Raw genomic sequence first — 18,749 nt, 5'->3', positions numbered from 1 at the left:
GCCATGCGGGCAAGGTCAAGCGCCAATCTTCAGACCCCGCTCAGGGCAGGTCACTCAGTAGCCGAGGGTCGCAGGCTTGAGGTACATGCCTTCGGCGTTCATCGCGATCCGGAACTTCAGGATATCCCCGGCATGCAGTCTGATTTCCTGGGAACCCGGCGCGAGCATCCCCGGATTGCAGCCCGGCATCTGTCCCGGCAGCAGCTTCAGCCGCAGCGAGACATTGCCCGCCGGCAGGTTGAACGAGGTGCTCTGTTCCTGGAACAGCCGTGCCGACAGTTGATCCTGGATGTACACACCGATCTCGCAGGACGTCGCCACTTCCAGGCGCTCACGGGAAATGATCAGCACCCCGTAATCCTCCCCGGCGGCTTGCACCGAAGGGACTGCGGCAAAGAGGCTGAGTAGGCCAAACAGGCTGAAAGCTGACCAGCGCATAGCTGAATCTCCTGAATTCGAATCATTGATGCACGCAGCTTGGCCGAGCGCGGCGCCGATTGCCAGCCCGGCAGTTTTTTGCAGAACTTGACCTTGCCATGATGGCAAGCTCGAAACTGCCGGCAATCTCACGAAAAGGAGTCATTCCATGCAAGTGTTCAGTGTTGAAGGCATGTCCTGCGGTCATTGCGTCAAAGCCATCACCAACGCCGTGCAGGCCAAGGATCCTGCCGCCAGTGTGCGGGTCGATCTGGCAGCCAGGGAGGTCGGCGTGGAAAGCATATTGAGCGCCGAACAGGTGATCGCCGCGATCAGCGAGGAAGGTTATGGCATCAAGCTCGTGTGATTTTTAATAGTTAGCGAGCTACCGGAATGTTCAAGGCGTTCTCTCGGGGCTAGACTGTTGGGCCGCATACCTGCACCCAATTGTCTGACCCAGGACGCCTGATGAACTTCCGTATCATTTTGATTCTCGGTGCCTTGAGCGCCTTCGGCCCGTTGGCGATCGACTTCTACCTGCCGGCGTTCCCGACCATGGCGCTTGCGTTCGGCACCGATGAGAAACATGTCCAGCTGACGCTGGCGGCGTATTTCCTCGGTCTGTCGATCGGCCAGCTGTTGTATGGCCCGGTGGCCGACCGCTTTGGCCGGCGCGTTCCGTTGCTGGGCGGCGTCGGGTTGTTTACCCTTGCCTCACTGGCCTGTGCCTATGCGCCGAATCTGGAATGGCTGATCGGCGCGCGCTTCGTTCAGGCCCTGGGCGGTTGTGCGGGGATGGTGATTTCCCGGGCGGTGGTCAGCGATAAATGCGATGCGGTGGGAGCGGCGAAAGTCTTCTCGCAACTGATGCTGGTGATGGGCCTGGCACCGATTCTCGCGCCGATGCTGGGCGGGCTGCTGGTCAATACGTCGGGCTGGCAGTCGATCTTCCTCGTACTGACCGGTTTCAGTGCCCTGGCCGGATTGGCCGTGGCTCTCGGGCTGCCGGAAAGTCTGCCGGCCCATGTACCGCGCCAGCCGTTGTCCGGTGCGCTGCGCCAGTATGGCCGGCTGATCAAGGATCCGGTGTACCTCGGCCATGCCCTGACGGGCGGCATCGCCATTGCCGGGATGTTTTCCTACATCGCCGGTTCGCCATTCGTGTTCATCAAACTCTACGGTGTCCCGGCCGAGCATTTCGGCTGGCTGTTCGGCACCAACGCGGCGGGATTCATTCTCGTGGCGCAGATCAATGCGCGGCTGCTGGCCAAACGTGGTCCGGCGTTTCTGCTGGCACGGGCGGTGTGGGTCTATCTGGGCGCGGGCCTGGCGTTGCTGGCCGTCAGTTCCTTGCACACCGCGTCGCTATGGCCGCTGCTGATTCCGTTGTTTGTGTGCATCGCCAGTCTCGGCTGCATCCTGCCCAATGCCTCGGCCTGTGCAATGAACGGCCAGGGGGCGCGGGCCGGCAGCGCCTCGGCGCTGCTCGGTTTTCTGCAATTCAGTGTTGCGTCCGGCGCGGCGGCGCTGGTCGGTGTTTTGCACGATGGCACAGCCGTGCCGATGGCCATGGTCATCAGCCTGTGCGGAGTGCTGGTAGTGAGCGTCGCGATGCTCACCCGGCGTTTGCAGAATGCCCGGGCACTGGCGCAAGCCCAGGCCGGAGCGTGAGCGACTGGCCTCAGCCGGCAGCGCGGTGCTGGCTCAGGTCGGGAATCTGATGGGGCGCGTACAGGCGCGCTTCGAGGGTGCGAGTGAAGGCCCGTGCTTCGGCCTCACTGCGGAACGTCACGGCATGCTGATCGAGCCGGACTTGCCACTGGGACTTTGCCACTTCTTTTATCAGGATCTTCATTGCTGACCTCCCGTGCGTAAAAGATGTACCGCAGAGGCTTCGATTGTAGTCCTGAATACGATCGCAATTGTGACAACGGTCAATTGTCGGACTGACGGCAAAAAACACCGCCATCCCCGTTGCAACTGGCGGGGACGGCGGTGTTTCGCTGTTTCAGAAACCTTCTAAAACAATTTTCCCCTTGGCCTTGCCGCTTTCGAGCAATTCATGGGCGCGGCGCAGGTTGGCGGCGTTGATGCTGCCGAAGTGCTCGCCGACCGTGGTCTTCAACGTCCCCGCATCAATCAACGCGGCCACCCGGTTGAGCAGCTTGTGCTGCTCGATCATGTCGGCTGTTTCAAACAGCGAACGGGTGTACATGAACTCCCAGTGCAGCGACAGGCTCTTGCGCTTGAGCCTGGTCACGTCCAGGGTCTTCGGATCGTCGATCAGCGCCAGTTTGCCTTGCGGCGCCAGCGCCTCGACCAGTTGATCCAGGTGATGATCGGTCTGGGTCAGGCTGGCGACGTGGCTGACGTTCGCGACCCCGGCGCGTTTCAGTTCTTCACTCAGCGGCTGGCTGTGGTCGATCACCAGGTCGGCGCCCAGCTCGGTCACCCAGTCACGGGTCTGCGGACGGGAAGCGGTGCCGATCACCTTGAGGCCGGTCAACTGACGGGCCAGTTGGGTCAGGATCGAACCCACGCCTCCGGCAGCGCCAACGATCAACAGGCTCTGGCCTTCGTCGGTCTTGCCTTCGCGGATCTGCAGGCGTTCGAACAGCAGTTCCCAAGCGGTAATGGCGGTCAGCGGCAGGGCAGCGGCGTCGGCGAAACCCAGGGTTTTCGGCATATGACCGACGATGCGCTCATCGACCACATGCCGCTCGCTGTTGCCGCCGGCACGGGCGATCGAGCCGGCGTAGAACACCTTGTCGCCAGCCTTGAACAGCGTCACCTCACTGCCGACAGCCTTGACCACCCCGGCCACGTCCCAGCCCAGCACTTTCGCTGCGCCGCCTTCAGGCGCAACGTTCTGCCGCACCTTGGTATCCACCGGGTTGACCGAGATGGCTTTGACTTCCACCAGCAGATCGCGCGGGCCGGCGACCGGCTCCGGCAGCTCGATGTCCTGCAGGGATTTTTCGTCGCTGATCGGCAGCGACGCGTAATAGGCGATGGCTTTCATGGCTTGCTCCGTAACAGTAATAGAAGAAGGATTCAGGCGAGGGGGCGCAGGCGCTTGAGTTCGAAATGCTCGAGAAACTCGCCAGCCCTGGCCCGGAAGTTCTGGATATGTGCGCTGGCATCGTGGGCCTGCAGGGCTTCGTCACTGGCCCAGTGTTCGATCATGTAGAAGGCGAGCGGGTTGGCCAGGTCCTGATGCAGGTCATACTGGCTGCAACCGGCCTCGGCGCGGGTCGGTTCGATCAGTGCGCGCAAGGCGTGTTCGAGGCTGTCTTGCTGGCCGGGTCTGGCGATCAGGGTGGCGATGGCGGTGAATGCTTGGGACATGCTCGGCTCCGGAAACGGGATGAATACGATGGACCAGATGATTGGCTATTTCTCCGCAAGATAAAACCCGTTAAAAGAGCAGTCTCTTTCAATATTTTTTTGATAATCGGGGCTGAAGATGTTGCGTTTCGACGACTTGCAGTTGTTTGTCCGGGCGGCGGACCTGGGCAGTCTGTCGGCTGCCGCGCGGGTCATGGACATGTCGGCGGCAGTTGCCAGCGCGGCCCTCAAACGCATCGAACAGCAGCTGGGCGCGAGGCTGTTGGCGCGCTCCACCCGCAGTCTGCGCCTGACGGCGGAAGGCGAGGGGTTTCTCGAATATGCCCGGGCGGCGCTGGGCAATCTTGAGGAAGGCCGACGGCTGCTGGCGAGCGGGCAGGATCAGGTCAGCGGGATTCTGCAGCTGTCGGCGCCCTCGGATTTTGGCCGCAACCTGCTGTTGCCGTGGCTCGACGAGTTTCAGCGCGAACACCCGAAACTCACCGTGCGCCTGCTGCTGGGGGACCGGATCGCCGATCTGTTTCGCCAGCCGGTGGACATCGCCCTGCGCTATGGCGAGCCGGAAGACTCCAGTCTGGTGGCGCTGCCCATCGCCCCGCACAACCGCCGGGTACTCTGTGCCGCGCCGGGTTATCTGGCACGGCACGGCGAACCGCAACAGCTCGAACAACTGGCGCAGCACAATTGCCTGTTGTACATGCTCGGCAGCCGGGTGCATGACTACTGGAGTTTCCATGACGGCAAACGAGAGGTCGGCCTGACGGTCAGCGGTGACCGCTTCAGCGACGATGCCGATGTAGTGCGCCTGTGGGCGCTGGGGGGGGCCGGCATCGCCTACAAGTCGTGGCTCGACGTGGCCGCCGATGTGCTCGCCGGGCGTCTGAAAGTCCTGCTTCCGGAGCTGTTGTGCGAACGCGCACCGCTGAATCTGCTGTGCGCCCATCGCGCTCAATTGAGTAAGCCAGTGAACCTGCTGAGGGAAATGCTCGCCAGCCGATGCACCGAATTGAGTAGCCGATTTCCCGCTTTCTCCAAGGCTGCTCATTAGTCGCAGGTAAATAGCGAAATTTCTGTCAGGAACAATCACCAACCGCGCCGGCTCCGACGCAGGAAGCGGCGAGCAACCGGCTTATACTAGCGCCCGCCGCATGCCTGTACCGGCATGCCGGACCGGGCACGATTACATTGAGTCGCCCGGGCGCGGACTGCGGTCGCGCAAGGGGCGCGGGTTTTCGCCGCAGCCTGCTGCGCCAGCGGTCTGCCTTGCCCCGGTTCAGGGCGATTTTCGCGTCTTGGCCGACGACTCATTACTGGTCAAGATGTCCGTGAGCAGCAGACGATACGATTCAACAGGGAGTGAATACATGGAACATGCACCTTGCATCAGCCAGATCGCCACGTTGCTGGCCGATCCCAAACGCAGCGCGATGATGTGGGCGTTGATGGATGGCTCGGCCCGGCAGACCGAGGAGCTGGCGTTGCTGGCGGGGCTGTCGCCATCCTCGGCCAGTGCGCACCTGGGGCGTTTGTCCGCTGGCGGTCTGTTGAAAGTCGAGTCCCGTGGACGCAAGCGCTATTTCCGTCTGGCCGCTCCGGAAATCGGCGCCGCCATCGAAGCCCTGGCCAGTGCCACGATTGCCAGTGCCCCGCAGCCCATTCCCGAAGCGTTCAAACGCAGCACTCCCATCGCCCGCTCACAGGCGGCGCCGTCGTCGCTGTTGCGCGCGCGGTTCTGCGACGACCATCTGGGCGGTACGCTGGCGGCCGATCTTTATCAGCGTCTGCTCGATGCCGGCTGGATCGAACAGATCGAACATCGGGTGGTGGTCACGCACAAGGGCTCGACCCAATTGGCCCGCCGCGGCGTGTTCATCCAGGCCCTGGCCCATCGCAACGTGCAGGTGGCCTGTGCCTGTCCGGACTGGAGCGAGCGGCGTCCGCACATGGGCGGCACCCTCGGCGCAGCGTTGCTGCAATTGTTCATGCAGTCCGGCTGGCTGACCCTGCCCAATGATTCCCGCGCCCTGCAACTCACGGCGGCCGGGCAGCGGGAGATTCATCGTTTCGCCCAGGAAACCGAACTGGAAATGGCGTTGTAGAGCGCTTTCGCAAACATGGTGTCAGTGCCGGCGTCGTCCACGACTGCGAACAGGTCGCATCCAGCACTGAGCCGTCGGGCCTATCGCGCACACTCGATCCGGGGATTTTCCGGATGGGGGGATGTGGCATGGACAAACAAGGCTTCAGTGCGGCGGAACGACTGGAACGGCTGCCGCTCAGCGGTTATCACCGGATCATTTTCATCATCATTGCCCTGGCGTTTTTCTTCGACTCCATGGACCTGGCGATGATGACTTTCCTGCTCGGCTCGATCAAAACCGAGTTCGGCCTGAGCAGTGCCCAGGCCGGGTTGCTCGCCAGTTCGAGCTTTTTCGGCATGGTCCTGGGCGCGTCGCTGTCGGGCATGCTCGCCGATCGCTTCGGGCGCAAACCGGTGTTCCAGTGGAGCATCGTGTTGTGGGGCGTGGCCAGCTACTTGTGCTCCACGGCGCAAACCGTCGAGACGCTGACCCTGTTCCGCATCCTGCTGGGGATCGGCATGGGCATGGAGTTTCCGATTGCCCAATCGATGCTGTCCGAGCTGATCCCGGCCAGTCGTCGCGGGCGCTACATTGCCTTGATGGACGGTTTCTGGCCGCTGGGCTTCGTCGCTGCCGGGGTGTTGTCGTATTTTCTCCTGCCGGTGATTGGCTGGCGCGACATCTTTCTGGTGTTGGCGGTGCCGGCAGTGTTTGTCCTGGCGATCCGCTTTTTCATTCCCGAGTCGCCGCGCTGGCTGGAACAGGCCGGACGTCACGCGGCAGCGGACAAAGTGTTGAATGCAATAGAAGATCGGGTGCGCTCATCCCTCGGTGGCGCGTCATTGCCGGAGCCGGTGCGGTTGCCGAGAACCGTGACGCCACCGGGCAATTTCTTTTCGGCGCTCAGGCAGATCTGGTCACCGCTGTATCGCCAGCGCACGACGATGATCTGGAGCCTGTGGTTCTTCGCCTTGCTGGGCTTCTATGGCCTGACCTCCTGGCTCAGCGCACTGTTGCAACAATCGGGGTTCGCCGTGACTCAGTCGGTCTACTACACCGTGCTGATTTCCCTCGGCGGAATTCCCGGATTTCTCATGGCGGCGTGGCTGGTGGAGCGCTGGGGGCGCAAGCCGGTGTGCATCGTCACCTTGCTCGGCGGCGGGGTGATGGCGTTTCTCTACGGTCAGAGCGCGGTGTTCGGTGGCAATGTGGCGCTGCTGATCGGCTCAGGCCTGCTGATGCAGTTTTTCCTGTTCGGCATGTGGGCGGTGCTCTACACCTACACGCCGGAGTTGTACCCGACATCCGCGCGGGCCACGGGCTCGGGCTTCGCCTCGGCGATCGGCCGTGTCGGTTCGCTGCTCGGGCCACTGGTCACCGGGCTGGTGTTTCCGGTCACCGGGCAGGGCGGGGTGTTTGCGTTGGGCGCGTTGTGTTTTGCGATTGCGGCGGGGGTGGTGTGGCTGTTCGGGATGGAAACGCGAGGGAAGACACTGGAGGAGTTGACTGAGGTCAGCGGTTGAACTGGAACCTGTGGGAGTGGGCAAGCCCACCCCCACACGGGATCACGGTTTCACCAACCGGGCATCCAGGCTGTTCTGCGCCAGGCGCTTGGCCTGATCCTGGGTCATGCCCAGGTGGGTGTGCAGGGCGTGGAAGTTTTCGGTGACGTAGCCGCCGAAATACGCCGGGTCATCGGAGTTCACCGTGACCTTCACGCCGCGCTCGAGCATGTCGAGGATGTTGTGCTGCGACATGTGATCGAACACGCAGAGCTTGGTGTTCGACAGCGGGCACACGGTCAGCGGGATCTGCTCGTCGATGATCCGCTGCATCAGGCGCTCGTCTTCGATGGCGCGCACGCCATGGTCGATGCGCTGGATTTTCAGCAGGTCGATGGCTTCCCAGATGTACTCCGGCGGGCCTTCCTCGCCGGCGTGGGCGACGGTCAGGAAACCTTCGGCGCGGGCGCGATCGAACACACGCTGGAACTTGCTCGGCGGGTGACCCATCTCGGAGCTGTCCAGACCCACGGCGACGAACGCATCACGGAACGGCAGCGCCTGGTCGAGGGTTTTCTGTGCTTCTTCTTCGCTCAGGTGACGCAGGAAGCTCAGGATCAAGCCGCTGGTGATACCCAGTTGCTGCTCGCCATCCTTCAGCGCGGCGGCGATGCCGTTGAGCACCACTTCGAAGGGAATGCCGCGATCGGTGTGGGTCTGCGGATCGAAGAACGGTTCGGTGTGGATCACGTTCTGTTCTTTGCAGCGCAGCAGGTACGCCCAGGTCAGGTCGTAGAAATCCTGGGAGGTGCGCAGCACATCAGCGCCCTGGTAATACAGGTCGAGGAATTCCTGCAGATTGTTGAAGGCATAGGCCTTGCGCAGGGTTTCGACGTCGCTCCACGGCAGGGCGATCTTGTTGCGTTCGGCCAGAGTGAACAGCAACTCGGGCTCCAGCGAGCCTTCGAGGTGCAGGTGCAGTTCGGCCTTGGGCAAGGCGTTCAGCCAGTCGTACATATTCTTTTCTCATCAGGTGCAGATCGCCGCCATTCTACAGGTGCGCGTCGAAACAATTGGCAAAACCTGACCAGTCGATCCGTCGGGGCAAGTGACGGGCGGGTGCCGAGGCGGTGAACATCAGTCCGGGCTCACGCGAACTCCCTGTGGGAGAGGGTTTGCCCGCGAAGAGGCCCGCACCGGCAACACCTGAGCAACCCCCCACGCCAATTCAAAAAACAGGAAACCCACCAGCAACGAGCTGGCGCCATGCAGCAGCGCATAAGCCTGCCAGGCCGCGAACAAGAACCGCGCCACCGCGTCATAGCGCCCATAAATGATTTGCGGATCGCGAATCCGCAGCACCGCCCACACGCACACCACCGATCCCAGCAGATTCGCCATCAACATATGCACAGGCTCGAAGACCGGCAGTTCACCGGGCAACTCCAGCGTCCGGCTGAGCGTGGTCAAAACCCCATGCAGTGCGGCAAAGGTCCACGGTGTGGCAAATGCGGCCGTGACAATCAGGTCATACCAGGCACTGCCGCGCACCAGTTGTCGATACTGCGTCGAAGTCCACATCATCCATGCTCCAGAAATTCAGGGAGCATCCACGGTAAAGCCTGGAGTATGCTCCAGGGTCAATAGCCCATTCGAGACATCCGCCATGCGCATCGGTGAGTTAGCCCAGGCCAGCGCCGTCAGCCGTGACACCCTGCGCTTTTACGAGCAGCGCGGGCTGATCGCGGCGCAGCGCAGTGCCAACGGTTATCGCGACTACCCACCGGAAATGGTGCAACTGGTGCTCTACATCAAGACTGCGCAGCGACTGGGCTTTACTCTTGGCGAGATCGGCAACAGCGTCGCAGCGTTATGGAATGCGCCCGATCCCGACAATGCCGTAAGCCAATTGCTGCGCGACAAATTGCAACTGATCGAAACCCGCATGAGCGAACTCGGTGCCTTGCGCCACGAGTTGCAGCAACGGCTCGGTCAACGCTGTCCATTGAATCCGTGATCCCCTTCAATCAAGGAAACCCACATGTCCAAGGCAAAAAACGCACTGATCATCGGCGCCTCCCGTGGCCTGGGCCTCGGGCTGGTGAAGACGCTGCTGGCCGACGGCTGGCAAGTCACCGCCACCGTGCGCAACCCGCAGAGCGCCCAGGCCCTGCAAGCGCTGGGGCCGGTGCGCATCGAGAAGCTCGACATGGACGACCAGCAAGCGGTCATCGCCCTGAGCCAGCAGCTCAAGGGTGAAATGTTCGACCTGCTGTTCGTCAATGCCGGGGTCAAGGGACCTGAAGTGCAGACGCCGGGTGGCGCGACGCTGGCGGAAGTCGGCCAGTTGTTTTTCACCAACGCCGTGGCACCGATCAACCTGGCCCAGCGCTTTGTCGGGCAGATTCGCGACGGCAGCGGTGTGCTGGCGTTCATGAGTTCGGGGCTGGGCAGCGTGACCGTGGCCGACGCGCCGGAACTGGCGTTGTACAAGGCCAGCAAGGCGGCGCTGAACTCGATGACCAACAGCTTCGTCACGCAATTGGGCGAGCAGAAACTGACCGTGCTGTCGCTGCATCCGGGCTGGGTGAAAACCGACATGGGCGGTGACGGTGCCGACATCGACGTGGAAACCAGTACTCGCGGCCTGGTCGATCAGGTCAATGCGTTTACCGGCAAGGGCGGGCACTACTTCATCAACTACAAGGGCGAAACGATTCCCTGGTAAACAGTGAAAATCGTGCCTCTGTGGGCGCGGGCTTGCTCGCTCTCACAGAGGACCGGTGCTGTCCTGTCGGGTTGGGCTTGCCCGCCGCAACAAATTGTTTGAAACTCCGCACCTCGTCCTCGCGACGACCCTGGATCAGCAGACAGGGCAACACTGAGCTGGCAACCCTGAACCCAACTTTCAGAGGAGCCGGCCACAATGCCTGCGACCCGTATCTGGTTAAAAAATCCCCTCGCCATTTTCACCGCCAACGGTCTCGATGCCCGTGGTGGCCTGGTGCTGCAAGACGGTGTGATCAGCGAAGTGCTTGGCGCCGGCCAGCAACCGTCCGCGCCGTGCAGCGAAGTGTTCGACGCCCGTGAACATGTGGTCCTGCCGGGCCTGATCAACACCCATCATCATTTCTATCAGACCCTCACCCGCGCCTGGGCGCCGGTGGTCAATCAGCCGTTGTTCCCGTGGCTGAAAACCCTGTACCCGGTGTGGGCGCGCCTGACCCCGGAAAAACTGGCCCTCGCCAGCAAAGTCGCACTGGCCGAGCTGCTGCTGTCGGGTTGCACCACCGCAGCCGATCACCATTACCTGTTCCCGGACGGTCTGGAAAACGCCATCGACGTACAAGTCGAAACCGTGCGTGAACTGGGCATGCGCGCCATGCTCACCCGTGGTTCGATGAGCCTCGGCGAAAAGGACGGCGGTCTGCCACCGCAGCAGACCGTGCAGGAAGGCCAGGTGATTCTCGACGACAGTCAGCGCCTGATTCACGAGTACCACGAGCGCGGTGACGGCGCGCAAATCCAGATCGCCCTGGCGCCATGCTCGCCGTTCTCGGTGACTCCGGAAATCATGTCCGCCAGCGCCGAACTCGCCAACAAACTCGATGTGCGCCTGCACACCCACCTTGCCGAAACCCTCGACGAGGAAGATTTCTGCCTGCAACGCTTCGGCCTGCGTACCGTGGATTATCTGGACAGCGTCGGCTGGCTCGGCCCGCGCACCTGGCTGGCCCACGGCATCCACTTCAACCCGGATGAAATCGCCCGCCTCGGCGCGGCCGGCACCGGCATCTGCCATTGCCCGAGCTCGAACATGCGCCTGGCGTCCGGTATCTGCCCAAGCATCGAGCTGACGGAGGCTGGCGCATTGTTTGGCCTGGGTGTGGACGGTTCGGCGTCCAACGATGCCTCGAACATGATCCTCGAAGCTCGTCAGGCCCTGTACATCCAGCGCCTGCGTTACGGCGCCGAGAAGATCACGCCGGAGCGCGTGCTGGGCTGGGCGACCAAAGGCTCGGCGAGCCTGCTGGGGCGTACCGACATCGGTGAGCTGGCGGTGGGCAAACAGGCCGACCTGGCCTTGTTCAAACTGGATGAACTGCGCTTCTCCGGCAGCCACGATCCGCTCTCGGCGCTGCTGCTGTGCGGCGCGGATCGGGCGGATCGGGTGATGGTCGGCGGCCAGTGGCGAGTGGTCGACGGTCAGGTCGAAGGGCTCGATCTCAAAGGCCTGATTGCCGATCACAGCCAGGCGGCGCGGCAGTTGATCGCCGGTTCCTGATTCCCCGCCGATAAAAATTGTGGGAGCGGGCTTGCTCCCACATTTTTGGAGTTTATGCTGCTTTCAAAGGCCCAACAGCGACAACATGATGAATGTCGCAAACAGCACGAAATGTGTCATGCCTTCGATGGCATTGGTTTCCCCGTCGTTGAGGTTGATCGCGCTGACGATCAGCGTCAGGAAAATCATCACCGTCTGCACGGGCGTCATCGCCATCTGGAACGGCTGGCCGGTGTAGAGCGCCATCGCTTCCATCACCGGCACCGTGAGGATCACCGTCGACAACGATGCGCCCATGGCGATGTTGACCACCGACTGCATGCGGTTGGCCAGCGCTGCGCGCAGTGCGGTCAGAATTTCCGGCGCGGCCGAGATCGCGGCCACCAGGATCGCCGTGATCACCGGCGGTGCGCCGCTGCCTTCCAGGCCCAGATCGAGGGTCTTGGACATCACCTCGGCCAATGCGCCGATCACCACCACTCCGAACACCAGAATGCTGATCGACAGGCCCAGGCTGAGTGGTTTCGGCTCCTGTTCCACCGGTTCTTTCCGGCGGCGTTTGTCCGGATAGCTGTAGCTGAAAAAGTAACTGTGCGGGCCGACCTGCATCCGCAGGAACAAGGCGTAAAGCACCACCATCGCGCCAATGGTGAAGGCCGAGTAGAGCTTCCAGTTGGCCTCGGGAATGAACTCCGGGACCACCATCGATACGCCCATGGCGGTAAGAATCATCACGCTGTAACTGCGCGCCGAATCGTCGTTGTAGGACTGTTCGCCATGCTTGATTCCGCCCATCAACGCGGCGAGACCGAGGATGCCGTTGATGTCGAGCATCACCGCCGAGTAAATCGTGTCGCGCACCAGGGTCGCCGAGGCTTCGTTGCTCATCATGATGGCCAGAATCACCACTTCCACCAGCACCGCGGCCAGCGTCAGGATCATCGTGCCGTAGGGGTCGCCGACCTTTTCCGCGAGCAGTTCGGCCTGATGGGCGACGCGCATCGAGGCGGCGACAATGAATGCGATCAGCACCAGACCGGCGACCAGCGCGACGACCTGGCCGCTGTGCAGCAACCAGTGTTCCAGTGGATAAGCGACGATGGCGGCGATCAGGGCCAGCAGCAGAAAGGTTTCTTGCTTGAGGATCGAGAGCATGGCGGGCCTTTTTGCGCAGGGGGCGGATGAGCTACTGACTGCGAGGCGGCACTAACGTTTCGTTACACCTTAGCCCAGCCTTGGGTTGCATCCGTTTCAGTTTGTAGTCGCTGCGGGCTGGTTAAAAAATAGGCAAAAGCTCAGGGGCTATGCGGAACCTGCGACTGCGCCAGCCATGAACGGGTTATCCACAGGTTGCTCCACAGTATTTGTGCGCAAGCGGCGAGACCGGGCATAAGCACTGCGGTGCTTTCTTCTAATGGTGATAAACGAAGCTAACTGGTTGTTTCTAATTGAAATTTACAGTTCGTCGACGGAATTGAACGAAAAGTGAGCAAATGCCGCAAAGCCGCATTACAGAAGGGTTACAGCGGTATGTGCTCAGGTTATCCACAGTTGGGTACACAGCAGATGTGGGCAACTCGATGGAATAAGCCATCGTCTAGCGCTGGAGCAAAATCCGCCCTCGACTCAGATCCGCCAGTTGACTCTGCAGCAGCGCGATCTGCGCTTCACCCAGCGCCAGTCGCAAGTCGACGCCATTGGCCGTGAAGTGTTCCTCCACCACCAGGCCACCGAGGTCCGCCACGCGCAATTTCACCAGTGCCAATTCGGCGAAACCGCAGGAGCAGTGCAACGGTACGCGGCTGATCAACTCGACTTTGGCCGCCGCTTGCAGGCACTTGTTCGCGCCGCCGCCATAGGCCCGGGCCAGTCCGCCGGTGCCCAGTTGAATGCCGCCGTACCAGCGGATCACCAGCACCGCGACCTGATCGCAGTCCTGCGCCTCGATCGCGGCCAGGATCGGCCGGCCGGCGGTGCCGCCGGGTTCGCCGTCGTCGTTGCTGCGGTATTGGTCGCCGAGTTTCCACGCCCAGCAATTGTGCGAGGCGTTCAAGTCGCTGTGCTGTTCGATGAACGCCTGCGCTTCGGCGGGGCTGCCGATCGGGGCGGCGAAGGTGATGAAGCGGCTTTTGCGAATCTCTTCGCGGTATTCGCAAAAGCCGCTGAGGGTGAATGGCATAGACGTCTTATAGAGAAGAAGTGAGGCCGCAGCCTTTGAGAATGATGCGGATCAGGTTGTTGCCGGCATCTTCCATGTCTTGCTTGGTCAACTTGCTGCGCCCGGTGACACGGCAGATCTGCGTGGCGAAATCGGCGTAGTGCTGAGTGCTGCCCCACAGCAGGAAAATCAGGTGTACCGGGTCCACCGGATCCATCTTGCCAGCGTCGATCCATGCCTGGAACACCGCCGCCCGGCTCTGGAACCAGGCGCGATAATCCTGATTGAAATATTCGCTGAGGCATTCACCGCCGCTGATCACTTCCATCGCAAAGATTCGCGAGGCCTGCGGCTGGCGTCGGGAGAACTCCATTTTCGCGCGGATATAACGGGTCAGCGCTTCGGCCGGATCGTCTTCGGCGGTGAGGGTGTTGAAGGTGCTGTCCCACAACTCAAGGATGTTGCTCAGCACCGCCACATACAAACCGAGTTTGTTGGTGAAGTAGTAATGCAGGTTCGCCTTGGGCAACCCGGCCTTCACGGCGATGGTGTTCATGCTGGTGCCTTGATACCCGTGACGGGCGAACTCGTCTTCGGCGGCTTTGATGATGGTCTCTTCGTTTTTCTGACGAATGCGGCTGGCGGGTTTGCCGCCATGGGCAGGGACTTCAAAGGTCATGGGCGTTTCCGGGTTTGTCGGTGGGTGCAACCATTTGCGTTGATAGCGCACCTGCCAGCATCCGACAAGTCCTGACACGACAAAATCGTTGTGCCTGTTCGATCTTGTTCAGCGAGTGGCTGCCAGACTTTCGAGAAAACTCTCCAGCACCAGATGCGGACGTCGGCCCTTGCGGGTGACCGAGGCGAGACTCAGGTCGTAGAACCGTGTTGTCGATTTCAGCGCACGCAGGCGTCCCTGCTGCACCCAAAGGCTGGCGTAGTGATCCGGCAGATAACCGATATAGCGCCCGGTGAGGATGAGAAAGGCCATGCCCTCGCGGTCGGAGGCGCTGGCGGTGCAATTGAGCGCCTGATAGTGCGCCTGGATTTCCGCCGGCAAGCGGAAGGTCGGGGCGATGGCGTCCTGACTGTTGAGACGTTTGTCGTCCAGTTGTTTGTCATCGACGTAAAAAAGCGGATGGCCGACCGCGCAGTAGAGCAACGAGCGCTCGCTGTACAACGGCTGGTACTCCAGCCCGGACAAGGCACTGGCCTGCGGCACCACACCGACATGCAGACGTCCGTCGAGTACGCCTTGTTCGACTTCGTTGGGCGCGATCATGCGGATCTGGATCTGCACATCCGGCCCGCGCTCCTTCAACTGGGCGAGAGCGTGGGTGATGCGCATGTGGGGCAGGGTGACCAGATTATCGGTCAGGCCAATGATCAACTCGCCCCGCAAGTGCTGGTGCAGACCGTTGACCTCGGTGCGGAAACTTTCCAGGGCACTCAACAGCTGCAACGCCGATTGATAGACCTCGCGACCTTCTTCGGTCAGGGAAAAACCGGCGCGTCCGCGCTGACACAGGCGCAGGCCGAGACGTTGTTCCAGGTCGCTCATTTGCTGGCTGATCGCCGAGCGCCCGATGCCGAGCACGGTTTCCGCTGCCGAGAAGCCGCCGCATTCCACCACGCTACGAAAAATCCTCAGCAGGCGAATATCAAAGTCGCTGACCTGGGCCAGCGGATCGGGGCGGCGGGTGCTCATTCGGGAATATCCAATAGTTTAGTAATGGGCTAACTGAAGGTTAGAAGAGTTGAATTTCACCGACTTTATCGCCGTGGCAATTTAGCTGCAACAACGCTTTCTATCTCCCTGCTGCTTATGCCCTGCGAGGTTTTTCCCGATGAACATGCCTGAAAACGCGTCGTCGCCACTGGCCAGCCAACTGAAGCTGGACGCGCACTGGATGCCGTACACCGCCAACCGCAACTTTCAGCGCGATCCGCGTCTGATCGTCGGTGCCGAAGGCAGCTGGCTGATCGACGACAAGGGCCGCAAGGTGTACGACTCGCTGTCCGGTCTGTGGACCTGCGGCGCCGGTCACACCCGCAAGGAAATCCAGGAAGCGGTCGCCAAACAACTGGGCACCCTCGATTACTCGCCAGGCTTCCAGTACGGCCACCCGCTGTCTTTCCAGCTGGCGGAGAAAATCACTGAGCTGACCCCGGGCAACCTGAATCACGTGTTCTTCACCGACTCCGGCTCCGAATGTGCCGACACGGCGGTGAAAATGGTGCGTGCCTACTGGCGCCTGAAAGGCCAGTCGACCAAGACCAAAATGATCGGTCGCGCCCGTGGCTATCACGGTGTGAACATTGCCGGCACCAGCCTCGGTGGCGTCAACGGCAACCGCAAGCTGTTCGGTCAGGCCATGATGGATGTCGATCATCTGCCGCACACCCTGCTGGCGAGCAATGCATTCTCCCGTGGCATGCCGGAGCAGGGCGGCATTGCCCTGGCCGACGAGCTGCTGAAGCTGATCGAACTGCACGACGCTTCGAACATCGCTGCTGTCTTCGTTGAGCCGCTGGCCGGTTCCGCTGGCGTACTGGTTCCGCCGCAGGGTTACCTCAAGCGTCTGCGCGAAATTTGCGACCAGCACAACATCCTGCTGGTGTTCGACGAAGTGATCACCGGTTTCGGCCGTACCGGCACCATGTTCGGCGCCACCACGTTCGACGTGACCCCGGACCTGATGTGCATCGCCAAGCAAGTCACCAACGGCGCGATCCCGATGGGCGCAGTGATTGCCAGTTCCGAGATCTACCAGACCTTCATGAACCAGCCGACTCCGGAGTACGCCGTGGAATTCCCGCACGGTTACACCTACTCGGCGCACCCGGTGGCCTGCGCCGCTGGCCTGGCTGCACTCGATCTGCTGCAAAAGGAAAACCTGGTACAGAGCGTCGCCGAAGTTGCACCGCATTTCGAAAACGCGCTGCACGGCCTGAAAGGTTCGAAGAATGTCATCGACATTCGCAACTACGGCCTGGCCGGTGCGATCCAGATCGCCGGCCGTGACGGCGACGCCATCGTGCGTCCGTTCGAAGCCGGCATGGCCCTGTGGAAAGCCGGGTTCTACGTGCGTTTCGGCGGCGACACCCTGCAGTTCGGCCCAACCTTCAACAGCAAGCCGCAGGACCTCGATCGTCTGTTCGACGCGGTCGGCGAAGTGCTGAACAAGCTCGACTGATTTTCCCTTCTATATAGATACGCAAATAGCAGACGTCCCTTGCGGGCGTCTGCGCACAAGAATTCAGGAGTTCCCCGATGAGCGTTATCCCGCATTTGATCAATGGCGAACTGGTGACCGAGAACGGTCGCGCGGTCGATGTGTTCAACCCGTCCACCGGCCAGGCGATCCACAAGCTGCCATTGGCCAGCCGCGAAACCATCCAGAGCGCCATCGATGCTGCCAAGGCTGCCTTCCCGGCATGGCGCAACACACCACCGGCCAAGCGTGCCCAGGTGATGTTCCGCTTCAAGCAACTGCTGGAGCAGAACGAGGCGCGCATCGCGCAATTGATCAGCGAAGAACACGGCAAAACCCTGGAAGACGCCGCCGGTGAACTGAAGCGTGGTATCGAGAACGTCGAGTTCGCTTGCGCCGCTCCGGAAATCCTCAAGGGCGAGTACAGCCGCAACGTCGGCCCGAACATCGATGCCTGGTCGGATTTCCAGCCGCTGGGCGTGGTCGCCGGTATCACGCCGTTCAACTTCCCGGCCATGGTGCCGCTGTGGATGTATCCGTTGGCGATCGTCTGCGGCAACTGCTTCATTCTCAAACCATCGGAGCGCGACCCTAGCTCGACGCTGCTGATCGCCCAACTGCTGCTGGAAGCCGGCTTGCCGAAAGGTGTGCTGAGCGTGGTGCACGGTGACAAGACAGCGGTGGATGCGCTGATCGAAGCGCCGGAAGTCAAAGCGCTGAGCTTCGTGGGCTCGACGCCGATTGCCGAATACATCTATGCCGAAGGCACCAAGCGCGGCAAGCGCGTCCAGGCACTGGGCGGGGCAAAGAACCACGCGGTATTGATGCCGGACGCGGATCTGGACAATGCCGTCAGCGCACTGATGGGCGCGGCCTACGGTTCGTGCGGCGAGCGCTGCATGGCGATTTCTGTCGCCGTATGTGTCGGCGATCAAGTCGCCGATGCACTGGTGGCCAAACTGGTGCCACAGATCAAGGCGCTGAAAATCGGTGCCGGTACTTCTTGCGGTCTGGACATGGGGCCATTGGTCACCGGTCAGGCGCGAGACAAGGTCAGCGGTTATGTCGAAGATGGCGTAGCGGCGGGCGCGAAGCTGGTGGTCGATGGTCGTGGCCTGACCGTTGCCGGTCACGAAGACGGCTTCTTCCTCGGTGGTTGCCTGTTCGACAACGTCACGCCAGAGATGCGCATCTATAAAGAAGAGATCTTCGGGCCGGTGCTGTGCGTTGTTCGGGTCAACAGCCTGGAAGAGGCGATGCAACTGATCAACGATCACGAGTACGGCAACGGCACCTGCATCTTCACCCGTGATGGTGAGGCGGCGCGGTTGTTCTGCGACGAGATCGAGGTGGGCATGGTTGGCGTCAACGTGCCATTGCCGGTGCCGGTGGCTTATCACAGCTTCGGTGGCTGGAAGCGTTCGCTGTTCGGCGACCTGCATGCCTACGGCCCGGATGGCGTGCGCTTCTACACCCGGCGCAAGGCGATCACCCAGCGCTGGCCGCAACGTGCGAGCCATGAAGCTTCGCAGTTCGCGTTCCCTAGCTTGTAAATAGAAGGGATGTATCGAAAGCCGGCCTTATAAGGCCGGCTTTCGCTTTTTCGGGCTTTTTTGACCGATATGACAGAAATGTGAAAATAGGTGTTGACGGCAGATTCAGGAGGTCTATAATTCGCCCCACTTCCGGCGCAGTCGAAACGGAAAACTCCTTGAAATTCAACGAGTTATACGGTTTTCGACA

The 18,749-nt window shown here is 61.4% G+C and carries 20 protein-coding genes; 10 read left to right on the top strand and 10 right to left on the bottom strand.

Annotated elements, in window-relative coordinates:
- Nucleotides 1–54: 54 nt before the first annotated feature.
- On the bottom strand, nucleotides 55–438 hold the full coding sequence (locus tag N8H74_RS06805) for a hypothetical protein (RefSeq protein WP_217834518.1): 384 nt from the start codon (nucleotides 436–438) through the stop codon (nucleotides 55–57).
- A 148-nt stretch (nucleotides 439–586) separates the two neighbouring features.
- On the opposite strand from N8H74_RS06805, the gene N8H74_RS06800 reads away from it, so the two are divergent.
- Complete coding sequence (locus N8H74_RS06800) at nucleotides 587–784, top strand: cation transporter (protein WP_262146726.1); 198 nt, start codon at nucleotides 587–589, stop codon at nucleotides 782–784.
- Between the two features lie 101 nt (nucleotides 785–885).
- Nucleotides 886–2,088 (top strand): multidrug effflux MFS transporter, encoded by a 1,203-nt coding sequence (locus N8H74_RS06795; protein ID WP_217834516.1) that lies wholly within the window; start codon nucleotides 886–888, stop codon nucleotides 2,086–2,088.
- Nucleotides 2,089–2,098: 10 nt separating this feature from the next.
- Here the strand turns inward: N8H74_RS06795 and N8H74_RS06790 are convergent, their stop codons facing one another.
- The 3 genes from N8H74_RS06790 to N8H74_RS06780 all read right to left on the bottom strand — a co-directional run bounded on the left by N8H74_RS06790 (nucleotide 2,099) and on the right by N8H74_RS06780 (nucleotide 3,765).
- Nucleotides 2,099–2,272, bottom strand: coding sequence for a hypothetical protein (locus N8H74_RS06790; RefSeq protein WP_217834515.1), 174 nt, complete (start codon nucleotides 2,270–2,272; stop codon nucleotides 2,099–2,101).
- 153 nt (nucleotides 2,273–2,425) lie between these two features.
- Nucleotides 2,426–3,439: a zinc-binding alcohol dehydrogenase family protein gene (locus N8H74_RS06785; RefSeq protein WP_262146725.1), complete on the bottom strand. Its 1,014-nt coding sequence runs from the start codon at nucleotides 3,437–3,439 to the stop codon at nucleotides 2,426–2,428.
- 32 nt (nucleotides 3,440–3,471) lie between these two features.
- Nucleotides 3,472–3,765, bottom strand: a complete 294-nt coding sequence (locus N8H74_RS06780; RefSeq protein WP_262146724.1) for a putative quinol monooxygenase — start codon at nucleotides 3,763–3,765, stop codon at nucleotides 3,472–3,474.
- A gap of 118 nt (nucleotides 3,766–3,883) precedes the next feature.
- Between N8H74_RS06780 and N8H74_RS06775 the strand changes: the two genes are divergently transcribed.
- The 3 genes from N8H74_RS06775 to N8H74_RS06765 all read left to right on the top strand — a co-directional run bounded on the left by N8H74_RS06775 (nucleotide 3,884) and on the right by N8H74_RS06765 (nucleotide 7,369).
- Nucleotides 3,884–4,813 (top strand): LysR family transcriptional regulator, encoded by a 930-nt coding sequence (locus N8H74_RS06775; RefSeq protein ID WP_262146723.1) that lies wholly within the window; start codon nucleotides 3,884–3,886, stop codon nucleotides 4,811–4,813.
- A 316-nt stretch (nucleotides 4,814–5,129) separates the two neighbouring features.
- A complete protein-coding gene (locus tag N8H74_RS06770; RefSeq protein ID WP_217834511.1) occupies nucleotides 5,130–5,864 on the top strand; it encodes a helix-turn-helix transcriptional regulator in 735 nt (244 codons plus the stop codon).
- Nucleotides 5,865–5,992: 128 nt separating this feature from the next.
- The gene (locus tag N8H74_RS06765; protein ID WP_262146722.1) at nucleotides 5,993–7,369 is read left to right on the top strand and encodes an MFS transporter; all 1,377 of its coding nucleotides are present in this window, start codon (nucleotides 5,993–5,995) and stop codon (nucleotides 7,367–7,369) included.
- 42 nt (nucleotides 7,370–7,411) lie between these two features.
- Here N8H74_RS06765 and N8H74_RS06760 read toward each other — a convergent pair whose 3' ends face one another.
- Both N8H74_RS06760 and N8H74_RS06755 read right to left on the bottom strand, forming a co-directional pair.
- A complete protein-coding gene (locus N8H74_RS06760) occupies nucleotides 7,412–8,365 on the bottom strand; it encodes an adenosine deaminase (RefSeq protein WP_217834509.1) in 954 nt (317 codons plus the stop codon).
- Nucleotides 8,366–8,485: 120 nt separating this feature from the next.
- The gene (locus tag N8H74_RS06755) at nucleotides 8,486–8,929 is read right to left on the bottom strand and encodes a hypothetical protein (RefSeq protein ID WP_262147098.1); all 444 of its coding nucleotides are present in this window, start codon (nucleotides 8,927–8,929) and stop codon (nucleotides 8,486–8,488) included.
- 85 nt (nucleotides 8,930–9,014) lie between these two features.
- On the opposite strand from N8H74_RS06755, the gene N8H74_RS06750 reads away from it, so the two are divergent.
- The 3 genes from N8H74_RS06750 (at nucleotide 9,015) to N8H74_RS06740 (ending at nucleotide 11,633) form a co-directional block, all read left to right on the top strand.
- Nucleotides 9,015–9,365: a MerR family transcriptional regulator gene (locus tag N8H74_RS06750; RefSeq protein ID WP_217834507.1), complete on the top strand. Its 351-nt coding sequence runs from the start codon at nucleotides 9,015–9,017 to the stop codon at nucleotides 9,363–9,365.
- Between the two features lie 24 nt (nucleotides 9,366–9,389).
- Nucleotides 9,390–10,076: an SDR family oxidoreductase gene (locus N8H74_RS06745; RefSeq protein ID WP_262146721.1), complete on the top strand. Its 687-nt coding sequence runs from the start codon at nucleotides 9,390–9,392 to the stop codon at nucleotides 10,074–10,076.
- Between the two features lie 198 nt (nucleotides 10,077–10,274).
- A complete protein-coding gene (locus N8H74_RS06740; protein WP_262146720.1) occupies nucleotides 10,275–11,633 on the top strand; it encodes an 8-oxoguanine deaminase in 1,359 nt (452 codons plus the stop codon).
- A gap of 63 nt (nucleotides 11,634–11,696) precedes the next feature.
- Here N8H74_RS06740 and N8H74_RS06735 read toward each other — a convergent pair whose 3' ends face one another.
- From N8H74_RS06735 to N8H74_RS06720, 4 genes are all read right to left on the bottom strand, one after another.
- Nucleotides 11,697–12,788 (bottom strand): calcium:proton antiporter, encoded by a 1,092-nt coding sequence (locus N8H74_RS06735; protein WP_262146719.1) that lies wholly within the window; start codon nucleotides 12,786–12,788, stop codon nucleotides 11,697–11,699.
- 442 nt (nucleotides 12,789–13,230) lie between these two features.
- Nucleotides 13,231–13,812, bottom strand: a complete 582-nt coding sequence (locus N8H74_RS06730; RefSeq protein WP_262146718.1) for a YigZ family protein — start codon at nucleotides 13,810–13,812, stop codon at nucleotides 13,231–13,233.
- Nucleotides 13,813–13,819: 7 nt separating this feature from the next.
- Nucleotides 13,820–14,470 (bottom strand): TetR/AcrR family transcriptional regulator, encoded by a 651-nt coding sequence (locus N8H74_RS06725; RefSeq protein WP_262146717.1) that lies wholly within the window; start codon nucleotides 14,468–14,470, stop codon nucleotides 13,820–13,822.
- A gap of 108 nt (nucleotides 14,471–14,578) precedes the next feature.
- Nucleotides 14,579–15,499 carry a LysR family transcriptional regulator gene (locus N8H74_RS06720; protein ID WP_262146716.1) on the bottom strand — a complete coding sequence of 307 codons (921 nt, stop codon included), beginning with the start codon at nucleotides 15,497–15,499 and terminating at the stop codon, nucleotides 14,579–14,581.
- Between the two features lie 139 nt (nucleotides 15,500–15,638).
- On the opposite strand from N8H74_RS06720, the gene N8H74_RS06715 reads away from it, so the two are divergent.
- Both N8H74_RS06715 and N8H74_RS06710 read left to right on the top strand, forming a co-directional pair.
- Nucleotides 15,639–16,988, top strand: coding sequence for an aspartate aminotransferase family protein (locus N8H74_RS06715; RefSeq protein WP_262146715.1), 1,350 nt, complete (start codon nucleotides 15,639–15,641; stop codon nucleotides 16,986–16,988).
- Nucleotides 16,989–17,065: 77 nt separating this feature from the next.
- Entirely contained in the window at nucleotides 17,066–18,559 is a 1,494-nt protein-coding gene (locus N8H74_RS06710; protein ID WP_262146714.1) for a CoA-acylating methylmalonate-semialdehyde dehydrogenase, read from the top strand.
- Nucleotides 18,560–18,749 lie beyond the last annotated feature (190 nt).

Source organism: Pseudomonas sp. B2M1-30 (assembly GCF_025447575.1).
GTDB classification, from domain to species: domain Bacteria; phylum Pseudomonadota; class Gammaproteobacteria; order Pseudomonadales; family Pseudomonadaceae; genus Aquipseudomonas; species Aquipseudomonas botevensis.
The sequence above is the reverse complement of the archived record's forward strand: the minus strand, read 5'-3'. Positions and strand labels throughout refer to the sequence as shown.